Here is an 11,820-nt window from a genome sequence, read left to right on the forward strand (position 1 = left end):
AAGCGCGCTACGCCGCGTGTGCATGAAGCTGAGGCCCGCGAACCGCGTGGTTTCAAGCCCACCCGTGGCAAGAAGAGCGGCCCAACGGCTCGCTTTTCCGAAGACAAACCCAGCCGTGGCAAGAAGAGCGGCCCTACGGCCCGCTTCTCTGAAGATAAGCCTGCTCCGCGTGGCAAGAAGAGCGGCTCTGCAAGCTGGTCTTCCGGAGACAAGCCTTCGTATTCCAAGCCCAAGTCCAGGACTTTCAGCCCGCGCTCACGCTCAAGCGAAACGGGGCGGGACGAAAAACCACGGGGGCGGTCAGGTCCGCCAGCTCGCCGTCCAGCTCCACGGGGGCCTCGCCGCGGTCCGTCGTCACGGTGAATTCGCTGGTCTGGATGTAGTCCAGATCATCGCATTCGTGGTAGCCGTCTAAGAGCATGCCGCGCAGCAGCTGGATGAATTCCATCCCGCCGAGGCCGCGAAAGATGAGGAGATCGAGTTTGCCGTCGGTGTTGGAAGCATTGCGGAACAGGGGAAACGGCCCGCCGTAGTGCTTGCCATTGCCCACCAGGACCACGGTGCCGACCATGGGAGCTTTGCCGTCGATCTGCACACTGAGTGCCGGCGGGGTCCGCATCAGGACGTTCACCGCACTCATGACGTAGCTGAGAGGGCCATATTTTTTCTTCGCTTCCCAGGAGGTTTCCTGGACGATCTGGGCATCTAGACCGACCCCGGCGAGCTGGGCGAAGTACATGTCGTTCGCCATCCACAGATCGACCTCGCGGCGGTGGCCGTTGGTGATTTCCCGCCAGCAGCCTTCGATGTCGCGACCGGGCAGCTTCAGTTCGACGGAAAAGACATTCATTGTACCCAGCGGCAAAACACCGATCGCCGTGTGCTTTTCACCCGGTTTGCGGCGGGCATTGGCCCGGCAGATGCCCTGAAGCACCTCGTTCATGGTGCCGTCTCCACCGGCGGCCACGATGAGTTCGTGACCTTCAGTGGCAAGGCGCTCTGCCATCGCCGTAGCATCCGCAGGGCCGGTGGTCAGGTGGAGCTCCGGCTCTGGAGAGAGCCTGCGCAGGGCATGCTCGAGGGAGGCGGCTTTTGTGCTGCGGGCGGCGGGGTTCAGAATGACCGGGATGGGCATGAGGGCGGCATTCATGGCACGTTGCGAGGACTTCGCAAAGTCTCATGCCGGAACGCTTGTGAAACTTTTCACAAAATCGGGTTGCCCCTCCCCGAGCGGCTCCGATAATCGTCCCCAGCCCCTTTCCCCTTCGCTCATGCCTGCCCCCGCCGAAGCTCCCGCCCCCGTCGCCGCTCCACCGCCTGTTGATCTCGTGAATGTACAGATCGACGGTGTCTGGCACAAGTTCCCCAAAGGCACGCGCATGATCGAGGCGTGCAAGCAGGCCAAGAAGGAAGTTCCCCACTACTGCTACCACCCGAAACTCTCCTCCCCCGGCAACTGCCGCATGTGTTTGGTGGAGATGGGCATGCCGCCGCGTCCGGCCCCGGGCACCGAGCCGGAGAAAGACGAGCATGGCATGCCGAAGATCGGCTGGATGCCACGCCCAGTCATCGCCTGTGCGAACACCGTCGCGGAAGGCATGGGCATCCGCACGGAGTCTGTCCTCACGCAGGAATGCCGCAAAGGCGTGATGGAATTCCTCCTGATCAATCATCCGCTCGACTGCCCGATCTGCGATCAGGCCGGCGAGTGCCGTCTGCAGGAATTCAGCGTGGAGCACGGCAAGGGCGAGAGCCGCTTCCGTGAAGACAAGGTCAAGAAGCCGAAGAACGTCGATATCGGTCCGCGTGTGCGTCTTGATGACGAGCGCTGCATCATGTGCAGCCGCTGCATCCGCTTCACGGCTGAGATCGCCGACGAGCCTGTGCTCGGCTTCACCGAACGCGGCAGCTTCACCACGCTGGCCGTGCATCCTGGCAAGCGCCTGGAGCACAACTACTCGCTCAACACGGTGGACATCTGCCCGGTGGGTGCTCTGACCTCCAACGACTTCCGCTTCCAGCAGCGTGTGTGGTTCCTCAACGAAACCAACAGCATCTGCACCGGCTGCGGCCGTGGCTGCAACATGGAGATCAGCGCCCGTGGTGACACGATCTACCGCCAGACTCCGCGCGACAACAACGACGTCAACTCCACCTGGATGTGCGACAGCGGCCGTCTCGACTTCCACTTCGTGAACAGCGAGTTCCGCCTCACGGATCCGATGATCAAGTCGGGTGGCAAACATCAGATCGCCACCTGGAAAACGGCGCTGAGCAACATCGCCGCGGCTCTCGCGGGCAAGAAGGGCGAGGAGATTGCCATCATCGCCAGCGCTCGCATGACGAATGAAGAACTCTTCTTTGTGAAGCATCTGGCAGCGCAACTCGGCACCACGAATGTGGACGTCATCCCGCGCACTGGCGGCGCTGACAATTACCTCCGTGCTGACGACCTCAATCCAAACACGAACGGTGCGAAGCTGATTCTTGGCATCGAACCCGGTGCCAAGCTGGCTGAGATCAACGAGCTCATGAGCCGTGGTCGTCTGCGTGTGGTGATTGCTCTGGGTGAGAACCTGCTCAAAGTGGGCTTCAGCCAGCGTGACCTCGAAAAAGTACCGTTCATCGCTTCACTGCACATCCTCGCCAATGCGAGTGCGGAACTCAGCGACGTGGTGCTTCCCGGCACTGCCTATGCTGAAAAACGCGGCAGCATGATCAACGTCACTGGGCGTCTGCAGCGCCTGAACAAGGCCGTCAAAATTCCTGGCAACGCCCACGACACCTGGGAAATCCTGCGCGACCTCATCGTCGCCTGCGGTGGCTCGAATGGCATCCATACCGTGGAAGACGTCTTCAAGCGCCTCAGCACTGAAATTCCTGCGTTGAATGGCCTGAGCTTCTCCAAGATCGGTGATCAAGGAGTTCAGGTGATCGAAACGGGGGAGAAGATTCCTCTGCTGGAGCGCGAGAAAGAGCGCAAGGCGAAGGGGATCATCGTGGGGTGATTGGGTGCCCGTTTTAGACAGGATTTACAAGATGGCAGAATTTCAGGATTTTTTATTCTGAAGGACGGCTCTGCGGCCGAAGTGCTTTGGATGGTTTTGAATCCTCTTCGGCGAGTGCGTGGGGTGGTTTCAGAGTCAGCCTGTTATAGCATTTTCCGAAACTGATTTCCGGAAAGCGAGCGTGGAGACGCTCGGCGGCGGCTTGAGGACAAGCCGCCCTACCTCGCGCTGGGCGCTCGCATGCCCAGCGCTGGCAAATGCTGAAGCATTAAGCCTGCAAGATGCGGAAATGGGGGTAATCTCTTTCCCCCTGCCGTGACTTATTCCTCCCCACTCCCCAAGCCCGAACTCCTCTCTCCTGCCGGTAACTGGGACTGTGCTCGTGCGGCGGTGGCGAATGGGGCGGATGCGATCTTCTTTGGGATGCCGCGGTTCAATGCGCGGCTGCGTGCGGACAATTTCATTGAGGAAGATCTGCCGGAGCTGATGAAGTTTCTGCATGACCATGGGGTGAAGGGCTATGTGGCCTTCAACACACTGATCTTCACGAAGGAGCTGCCAGATGCGGAGAAGCAGCTGCATTTGCTGGAGGATAGCGGGGTGGATGCGGTGATCGTGCAGGACCTGGGACTGGCGCGGATGGTGAAGGCACTGACGCCGAAGCTGCGGCTGCATGCGAGCACGCAGATGACGATCACTTCACCGGAAGGGCTGGAGTTTGCGAAGCAGCTCAACATCGATCAAGCGGTGCTGGCGCGGGAGCTTTCCATGCGTGAGCTGGAGCGCTTCAAAGAGGCGGCGGTGCCGCTGGAGGTGTTTGTGCATGGTGCGCTGTGTGTGGCGTATTCGGGTCAGTGTCTGACCAGCGAGTCGCTGGGCAGGCGCAGTGCGAACCGTGGCGAATGCGCGCAGGCCTGCCGCATGCCGTATGAAATGATCGTGGATGGCGAGCCGCGTGACCTTGAGGACAAGCGATACTTGCTCTCGCCGCAGGATCTCGCGGCGGTGGATGAAATTCCGCGGCTGATCGAGCTGGGCATTCGCAGTTTTAAAATCGAAGGCCGTCTCAAGACACCCGAGTATGTGGCGGGCGTGACGCAGGTGTATCGCAAGGCGATTGACCGTGCCTTGGCGAACCAACCGGCGCCGGCGAGTGATGCGGACCGCTACGCGCTGGAAATGACTTTCTCACGCGGCTTGTACCCAGGCTGGATGCATGGTGTGAATCATCAGGAGCTGGTAGGTGCTTACTACGGCAAGAAACGCGGCCCGTATGTCGGGCAGGTGACGCGGATCATTGATGACGACACGCTGGAGCTTGATGAATTGCACATTGCCATGAAACCGGGCGATGGTGTGGTGTTTGAGAATTTATCGGACACGAACTACGAGCAGGGTGGCAGCGTGTATGAGATGCGCGGCAGCGGCTTGAGCTTCCGCCACGGCCTTCTGCGCATGCAGGATGTAAAGATCGGCATGCGTGTGTTTAAGACGAGCGACCCTGCGCTCAATCGTGCGCTGCGACAGTCGTTTGAAGGTGACATCCCGATCCGCAAGCAGCGTAAACTGGATCTTCATGTGACGGGCCAGGTGGGTGAACCGTTGCGGGTGCAATCCGGTGCCACTGTGGTGACTTCGACGATGGCGCTGCAGGCGGCGATGAAGCGACCGCTCACGCCGGGGGCGTTCATTGAGCAGTTCAACCGCCTCGGTGGCACGGAGTTTGAACTGGGTGAGGTGCAATTTGATGTGGTGGGCGAGGTCATGCTGCCGATCAGCGAACTGAACCGCATGCGGCGTGATTTGATTGCCGCATGGAGTGAAGGTGCTTCGCCAGCGGCACCTGTCGTGCAGATCACCGAGACGCTTGAATCGCTGATGCCATCAAGAGGGATCGCCGATGACTCTCAGCCGCTCCAGCTTCATGCGTTGTGCCGCACGCAGGCGCACATCGATGCGGCGCTGGTGCTGGGGGTGCCGAGGCTGTATCTGGATTTTGAAGACATCCGGCTGTACGCGGATTTGGTGAAGCAGATCAAGGAGCGCAGTGACACGGCGCAGGTCTGGCTGGCCACGCCGCGAATTCAGAAGTCAGGCGAGGCGGGTTTCTTCAAGCTCATCCAGCGTGCGGAGCCGCATGGGGTGCTGATTCGGAATCTGGGGGCGATGTCGTTTTTCAAGGATGCGGGAATTCCGATGACGGGAGACTTTTCGCTCAACGTTGCGAATCCGCTGACGGCGGAGATTTTGAAGAAGTCCGGTTTGGAGCGGCTCACGATCAGCTATGACCTCAACATCGAACAGGTCGTTGATTTGCTGGCTGCGGCGCCGCCGTCATGGTTTGAGCTGACGCTGCACCAGCACATGCCGATGTTTCACATGGAGCACTGCGTCTTTGCCGCGTTCCTGAGCAAGGGCACCGACTTCACCAACTGCGGACGTCCTTGTGATAAACATCGTGTGCATTTGAAGGATCGCGTGGGCATGCAGCATCCGCTTAAAGCCGACGTTGGCTGCCGCAACACGCTGTTCAATGCGGTGGCGCAAACCGGGGCGCAATTTTTTGAGGAACTTCGTGCGCACGGGCTGCGCTGCTTCCGTGTGGAGCTGCTCGAAGAGAATGCCGACGAGGCGATGATCGTATTGCGGACTTATCAGGAGCTGATGAGCGGCCAGCGTGGTGGCGATGAAATCTGGCGCGATCTGAAAGCGCAGAGCCAGCTGGGAGTGACGCGGGGGACTTGGGCGGAACTGGCCTGAGGCGGGTCCGTCTCAGGCCATTCGTTCGAATCTTCAGCAGAATTTGTCCTGAACGATCTTCTGGATCTCGGGCGATGCGGGGAGCTGATTGTGGTAAAACGTGTACGAATTGATGGCTGTGAGGTAGCCGTCGTTTTTCGTGGCGGAGCCGACCCAGGCTCCTTTCGGCAGCTTGCCGACGGACCTTTTGACAAAATCAGCGTGAGAGAGCGAGACGTTGGCAGTGAAATGAGACACCTGGCCATTCTGGACGATGATCAGAAAGTAGAGGCCGTCGCTGATGCTGATTTTGCCCTGATCTACCGGAGGCGCTGAAGATTTCATCGTCATGGTGGTAAAGTGGATGGGGCGGTCGCGTGTCGGAGCACGACTAATGTGAAATCTCCGGGTGCCGGGGTCAACAACTCAGAACAATGGTTTGATGCCCGCTCAGGAACTTCCTTGAACGGTGGCGGATTACCCGCCAGAATCCCGCCGCCATGTCCAGGCACGCCTTCGACGATTTCAGTTTCCTGCCGACCGTCGATTCGACGGGCGAAGAGGTCGTGGAGCCGGGGCATGCCGGGCATCATCCGCCCCAGCCGGAGAGCACGGAGCCTATTCATGAGGAGGTGGCAGCATCACCCGAGCCGCCGGTTTTTGTTCAGGAAGCGATGGCTGACATGCCGGTGAGTGAGGTTGAACGGCACGCTGAGCATTCATCGGCAGAAGACGAAGAATTCATCGAGGCTCGACACAAGGAGCTGGAACCTCCTTCAGCGTCAGTTCAGCCGCCGCAGCAAGCAAGGGAGCTTCCCAAGCTGGAAGATGACGTTTCTCATGCGCCAGAGGCGGTGCGGCAAAGTGCGGCACCTGAGGAGAAACAATCCAAGGTTGCCTCCAGCAATGAATTGCCGCGCAGTGAGGACGAGGTGTCAGACACAGCGAAGGGGAAAGAGGAACCCAGGGCTGCCAAAGATCCGAAGCCGTTCATTGCTCCGAAACCTCCGCCTGAGGAGCCGCTGGATCCGGAGGAGGCTAAAAAGCAGCGCTGGCAAAAACTGGCGGACAAGATCGGCCTGCGCACGCTGGGCATGAGCTTTGGCGTGCATCTGTTCCTGCTGCTAATCGCCGCTTTTGTGGGCGTGAGCCAGGTGATGGACCGGCAGGTGGACTTTCTACCCGGTGGCAGTTCGGCGCAGTCGCAGGCCGCCGCCGCAGAACTGACGCACAAGATTCAGACCAAAAAAAATCCCTGGCTGAAGGCGAAGCCACCGATGCGGAAGATCACGGTTCAGACCTTGTCTTCGAACATCGTGATGCCTGAGATGCCGGCGATGGACATGATGGATTTTTCACAGATCAACAATCGCATGGATCTGAGCAAGGCGCCCAGCATGGGATCCAGCCAGCCGATGGGCCTGGGCGGTGCGGGTGGCGGTTTTGGGGCCGGCATCGGGCGTGGCGGTAAATTCAGCTTTGTGGGGCAGACCGCTGTCGGCAGCCGGGTGGTGTTTGTGGTGGATCTCTCCAGCTCCATGTCACAGCCTTTGAAAGGTGATGGCCCGAGGACGACACGCTTTGAACTGCTGAAGAAGGAGCTGATCAAGGCAGTGAAGCAGATCCCCTATGGGACTGCCTACCAAGTGCTCTACTTCTCCGACTTTGCGTGGCCGCACAACCAGGTGGACAGCCGCAATGAAGAGGCGCTTGAGAAGTATCACTGGGAGATCAAGGCAGAGGAATACAAGCAGGCGAAGATTCCCACCTTCAAATACATTCAGGCCACTCAGTTTACGCTTCAGGACAGCGTGGACATCATTCAACGGTCAGATAACAACCGAATCTACACCAACTGGGGAGCTGGATTGTTGATGGCATTGAATGCGAACCCGAAACCCGATGTCATTTTCTTCATGACCGATGGTGAACGGAAGGATGAGCAGGGATGGATTGACATCGTCACGAATGAAAACAAACGCAAGCTGCCCATGAGCGTGATTCACACCAGCGTGATGGCCCAGGTCGACGCTGCGTTTGAGATCGACGCGCTGGCCAAGCGCAACAACGGTTCGTTCACTGTGGTCAGAGACGATGGCGTGGTCATGAAGGGCGAAGACTACTTTAAAATGAAGTAGGCTCAGCGCTGAAGCTCGCACAGAGCTGCGGTCACTTCCTCCACCGGCAGGCCGACGACGTTGGTGAATGATCCTGTCATGCGGTCTAGAAGCATGTCGGTGCATTCCTGAATGCCGTAGGCTCCTGCCTTGTCGAGAGGGGTTACCATGGCGTGATAGGCGCGGATCAGGTCGTCCGTCAGCTGCTTGAAGGTGACATGGGTGATGACATGCAACTCACGGAGCACGGTGCCATCGCGGGCAAAGGCCACTCCGGTGCAGACCTCATGGGTGCGGTTGGACAGGCGGCGGACCATGCAGAGCGCCTCTTCCATGTCTGCGGGTTTGGCCAGCGGATCGCCATCGATATAAACCAAGGTGTCGGCCCCAATGACGAGTGCTCCGGGCCGGGTGCGGCTGACGGCCAGCGCTTTTCGCCGGGCGTTTTCCAAGGTGAGCTGTTCGGGTGTCAGAGAGGCATCGTGGGCCTCTTCGACCTGCGACAAGACGATTTCAAATTCGAAGCCTGCCTGACGCAGCAGTTCCAGCCGACGCGGTGAAGCGGAGGCGAGGACGAGCGAAGGCCCGCTCACGCCCGCTTCTCCACAATAGTCGCGACATCATCCGCACGGATCACAGCGTCGCGCTTGTCCGGCGTGCGGTAGTGGTAGTAGCCGGTCTTCTCCTGATACTGCGGCGCGCCCTCGCAGGGCACCTCACGCCCGTCCTTGAGCTTGATTTTGTGCGGAGTCGAGGACGCGAACATATTCGGCACAGAGCAGGAAACGAAGGAAATGGCAGGGAGAAGAAGCAGGAGACGGCGCATGGCATTCATGGCGGTGAATGGGGAAATAACGACACTGTTAAGACATGACTTTCGGTGTTTTTGTTCATCCTTCAGGCGAGAGACATTTTCAAGCGTCACAATGTTGTCAGTTGAAGCAGACTTTGTGCCTTCTACCCTGACTGCATGAGTCAAAATCTTCCTCCAGCCATCGGTATCATCGGCGGATCCGGCCTGTACGACCTTGAAGGATTTGAAAATCGTGAGGAGATCAGTGTGGAAACGCCGTTTGGCCCCCCCTCGGATGTGCTCGTGACTGGCACACTGGCAGGACGCCGGGTGTATTTTCTGCCCCGCCACGCCAAGGGTCACCGCATTCTTCCGACGGAGCTGAACCACCGCGCTAATATTTGGGCGCTGCGCAGCCTGAATGTGCGCTGGATCATCGCCGTGACCGCCGTGGGCAGTTTGCAGGAGCAGTACCATCCCCGCGGCATCGTCCTGCCGGATCAGTTTTTTGACCGCACGAGCCGCCGCGACCAGCACACCTTTTTCGGCAAGGGGATCGTGGCACATGTGGCGTTTGGCGATCCGATTTCTGATGGTCTGCGCACGCTGCTGAATGACGCTTGTGTTGCGCAGGGCCGCAAGGTTCACAATGGCGGCACCTACGTGTGCATGGATGGCCCGGCCTTCTCCACCCGTGCCGAATCGAATGCGCACCGGCAGCTGGGTTTTGATGTGATCGGCATGACGAACCTGCCTGAGGCGAAGCTGGCGCGCGAAGCGGAGATCGCTCTCGCCACCCTCGCGATGATCACGGATTACGACTGCTGGAAGGTCGAGGAGGAGGCGGTCACCGCTGAGTCGGTCATTGGACATCTGCATGCGAACGTCGCTGCTTCCAAAGCCATCCTCGCTCACGTCATTCCAAACATTCCCACGGAGCCGAACTGGCCGGAGCACCGTTCACTTGAATCTGCCTTGATGACCGACCGCAAGCTGTGGCCCGAGCAGACGGTGGAGAACCTGCTGCCACTTTTGCAGCGGTTTGTGTGAAGAGGATCAATCTTCCATCAGCTTCACGGCCAAACGGCGCATGAACTGACGTTCCGGCAGCATGACGAGGCGTTCGTAGGCTTCGTCGAGATTGCGCAGGATGCGGAGCAGCGTGGCTTCGGCGGTGGCGGGCTCGTGGATGAGATCTTCCATGCCTGGATTCGCTGCAGGGTGGTGTTTGGCCACGTCGGCGGCCAGCATGAAGCGCCCGCGATTGAAGCAATCGACCAGCCAGGTCTTGTCGCGGTATTTGACGCGGGAGAGGAAATGGCCGGGGAAATTGCAGCCTTCGATTTCGAGGCCGAAGCGATGGCCCAGGAGGCGGTAGAGGCAGCAGAGGCTGATGGGATTGCCGAGGCCGGTGTCGAGCACCCAGAAGAGGTTGCTGTTCGCCGGGGAGTAGTAGTCCTTGCTGTTGCCACGGAAACGGGTGACGCCGTTGTGCGAGGCAAAGAGCCACTGGGCCAGTTCATGCGCATCCATGCGGCCTTTTTCGGCAAAGGCTTCTTCGGTCAGTGCATCAAGCCGTTTGGCAAGATCTGCTGACTGAGTTTTCCAGCCGTTTAGAAAGGCGGAAAGCTGGCTCAGGCCTTCTTCAAGCTGCGCGTCGGGGCCTTCCATCCAGCGCCAGCGCATCCAGGTTTCTTCGAGTTCGGTGCGCCGTGCGGGTTCGAGCAACTGCGCGACGAGCTTTTCCTCCTCGGCAGACAATGGGGTCTCCAAGCTCCCAATGTGCTGGGGCAGCTCGCGGCGCATGCCGTTGAGCTCCTCCTGCACTGCGTGACGCACGACTTCGGAGTCGTCATCGAGCAGTTTGATGAGATGGCTCAAGTGAGCACTAGGAGGCATTTGGAGGTGATAACACACCCCGAACGCCGGACGCAATCATGAACTTGCACTACAACCGGATTTCCATGGCCTTGGCGGCGCGGTGGGCTTTGGCGCGGGCTTCGTTGATGGATTCGGCGCGGGCGAGGGTGACGGCCATGCGGCGCTGGCCGCTGACGCTGGGTTTGCCGAAGAGGCGGACCTGGGTGTCGGGCTCGGAGAGAACTTGATCGAGTGCGCCGAACTGGACCTTGGCGGATTCGCCTTCGACGAGGACGGCGCAGCTGGCGCTGGGGCCGTGCTGATGGATGTTCGGAATGGGGAGTCCGAGGATGGCGCGGACGTGGAGGGCGAACTGGCTCAGATCCTGGGAGATGAGGGTGACGAGGCCGGTGTCGTGCGGGCGGGGGGAGACTTCGCTGAAGATGACGTCGTCGCCTTTGATGAACATCTCGACACCGAAGAGGCCGCGACCGCCGAGGGCTTCGGTGATGGCGCCGGCCATGTGCTCGGCGGCATCGAGGGCTTTTTTGGACATCGGGTGGGGCTGCCAGGACTCGCGGTAGTCACCTTTGATCTGGGTGTGGCCGACGGGGGCGCAGAATGCGGTGCCGCCGACGTGGCGAACGGTGAGCATGGTGATCTCGTAGTCGAATTCGACGAAGCCTTCGACGATGACTTTTCCTTTTCCGGCGCGGCCGCCTTCCTGGGCGTATTGCCAGGAGTGGGCGATGTCGTCGGCGGTTTTGACGACGCTCTGGCCCTTGCCGGAGCTGCTCATGATGGGCTTCACGACGCAGGGCATGCCGATTTTTTCAATGGCGGCGCGGAATTCCTCCTCGGTGGAGGCAAAGACGTAGGGGGAGGTTTTGAGGCCGAGTTCTTCGGCAGCGAGGCGGCGGATGCCTTCGCGGTTCATGGTGAGCTTGGCGGCGCGGGCGGTGGGGACGACGCGGAAGCCTTCGTTTTCGAGTTCCAGGAGGGTATCGGTGGCGATGGCCTCGATTTCCGGGACGATGCAGTCGGGTTTTTCCACTTCCACAAGGCGGCGGAGGGCCTCGCCATCAAGCATGGAGATGATGTGGCTGCGGTGGGCCACCTGCATGGCGGGGGCGTTGGCATAACGATCCACGGCGATGACTTCGCAGCCGAGGCGCTGGAGTTCGATGACGACTTCTTTGCCGAGCTCGCCTGAGCCGAGAAGCATGACCTTGGTTGCGGAAGAGGAAAGGGGGGTGCCGATGCGGGACATGGGTGCATTTAGGCTTGCAGTTGGCGGGCTTCA

At 59.8% G+C, this 11,820-nt stretch carries 10 protein-coding genes; 4 read left to right on the plus strand and 6 right to left on the minus strand.

Annotation, left to right across the window (positions count from 1 at the left end):
• Positions 1-244: 244 nt before the first annotated feature.
• Complete coding sequence (locus ACIREA_RS15755; protein ID WP_397383248.1) at positions 245-1,150, minus strand: diacylglycerol/lipid kinase family protein; 906 nt, start codon at positions 1,148-1,150, stop codon at positions 245-247.
• A 121-nt stretch (positions 1,151-1,271) separates the two neighbouring features.
• Between ACIREA_RS15755 and ACIREA_RS15760 the strand changes: the two genes are divergently transcribed.
• Positions 1,272-3,008: a molybdopterin-dependent oxidoreductase gene (locus tag ACIREA_RS15760; RefSeq protein WP_397383249.1), complete on the plus strand. Its 1,737-nt coding sequence runs from the start codon at positions 1,272-1,274 to the stop codon at positions 3,006-3,008.
• 315 nt (positions 3,009-3,323) lie between these two features.
• Positions 3,324-5,768 (plus strand): DUF3656 domain-containing protein, encoded by a 2,445-nt coding sequence (locus ACIREA_RS15765; RefSeq protein WP_397383250.1) that lies wholly within the window; start codon positions 3,324-3,326, stop codon positions 5,766-5,768.
• A 33-nt stretch (positions 5,769-5,801) separates the two neighbouring features.
• Here ACIREA_RS15765 and ACIREA_RS15770 read toward each other — a convergent pair whose 3' ends face one another.
• On the minus strand, positions 5,802-6,098 hold the full coding sequence (locus ACIREA_RS15770) for a hypothetical protein (RefSeq protein ID WP_397383251.1): 297 nt from the start codon (positions 6,096-6,098) through the stop codon (positions 5,802-5,804).
• A 149-nt stretch (positions 6,099-6,247) separates the two neighbouring features.
• Between ACIREA_RS15770 and ACIREA_RS15775 the strand changes: the two genes are divergently transcribed.
• Positions 6,248-7,885 (plus strand): hypothetical protein, encoded by a 1,638-nt coding sequence (locus tag ACIREA_RS15775; protein WP_397383252.1) that lies wholly within the window; start codon positions 6,248-6,250, stop codon positions 7,883-7,885.
• Between the two features lie 2 nt (positions 7,886-7,887).
• Here the strand turns inward: ACIREA_RS15775 and ACIREA_RS15780 are convergent, their stop codons facing one another.
• Positions 7,888-8,457, minus strand: coding sequence for a Maf family protein (locus ACIREA_RS15780; protein WP_397383253.1), 570 nt, complete (start codon positions 8,455-8,457; stop codon positions 7,888-7,890).
• Complete coding sequence (locus ACIREA_RS15785; RefSeq protein ID WP_397383254.1) at positions 8,454-8,690, minus strand: YgdI/YgdR family lipoprotein; 237 nt, start codon at positions 8,688-8,690, stop codon at positions 8,454-8,456. Before ACIREA_RS15785 ends, ACIREA_RS15780 begins: the two co-directional genes overlap by 4 nt.
• A gap of 144 nt (positions 8,691-8,834) precedes the next feature.
• Between ACIREA_RS15785 and mtnP the strand changes: the two genes are divergently transcribed.
• Positions 8,835-9,707, plus strand: coding sequence for an S-methyl-5'-thioadenosine phosphorylase (gene mtnP, locus ACIREA_RS15790; RefSeq protein ID WP_397383255.1), 873 nt, complete (start codon positions 8,835-8,837; stop codon positions 9,705-9,707).
• Positions 9,708-9,713: 6 nt separating this feature from the next.
• Here the strand turns inward: mtnP and ACIREA_RS15795 are convergent, their stop codons facing one another.
• Together ACIREA_RS15795 and purT are read right to left on the minus strand one after the other, a co-directional pair.
• On the minus strand, positions 9,714-10,556 hold the full coding sequence (locus tag ACIREA_RS15795) for a transglutaminase-like domain-containing protein (protein WP_397383256.1): 843 nt from the start codon (positions 10,554-10,556) through the stop codon (positions 9,714-9,716).
• A 49-nt stretch (positions 10,557-10,605) separates the two neighbouring features.
• Entirely contained in the window at positions 10,606-11,787 is a 1,182-nt protein-coding gene (purT, locus tag ACIREA_RS15800; RefSeq protein WP_397383257.1) for a formate-dependent phosphoribosylglycinamide formyltransferase, read from the minus strand.
• Positions 11,788-11,820 lie beyond the last annotated feature (33 nt).

It is taken from the genome of Prosthecobacter sp. (genome assembly GCF_044373815.1).
In the GTDB taxonomy this organism is placed as follows: Bacteria; Verrucomicrobiota; Verrucomicrobiia; order Verrucomicrobiales; family Verrucomicrobiaceae; genus Prosthecobacter.

What these genes read in the sequence shown, in the direction of transcription:
- ACIREA_RS15755 (WP_397383248.1), bottom strand. Translation starts at nt 1,150, where the DNA reads ATGAATGCCGCCCTCATGCCCATCCCGGTCATTCTGAACCCCGCCGCC.
- ACIREA_RS15775 (WP_397383252.1), top strand. Translation starts at nt 6,248, where the DNA reads ATGTCCAGGCACGCCTTCGACGATTTCAGTTTCCTGCCGACCGTCGAT.
- ACIREA_RS15770 (WP_397383251.1), bottom strand. Translation starts at nt 6,098, where the DNA reads ATGACGATGAAATCTTCAGCGCCTCCGGTAGATCAGGGCAAAATCAGC.
- purT (WP_397383257.1), bottom strand. Translation starts at nt 11,787, where the DNA reads ATGTCCCGCATCGGCACCCCCCTTTCCTCTTCCGCAACCAAGGTCATG.
- ACIREA_RS15785 (WP_397383254.1), bottom strand. Translation starts at nt 8,690, where the DNA reads ATGCGCCGTCTCCTGCTTCTTCTCCCTGCCATTTCCTTCGTTTCCTGC.
- mtnP (WP_397383255.1), top strand. Translation starts at nt 8,835, where the DNA reads ATGAGTCAAAATCTTCCTCCAGCCATCGGTATCATCGGCGGATCCGGC.
- ACIREA_RS15795 (WP_397383256.1), bottom strand. Translation starts at nt 10,556, where the DNA reads ATGCCTCCTAGTGCTCACTTGAGCCATCTCATCAAACTGCTCGATGAC.
- ACIREA_RS15760 (WP_397383249.1), top strand. Translation starts at nt 1,272, where the DNA reads ATGCCTGCCCCCGCCGAAGCTCCCGCCCCCGTCGCCGCTCCACCGCCT.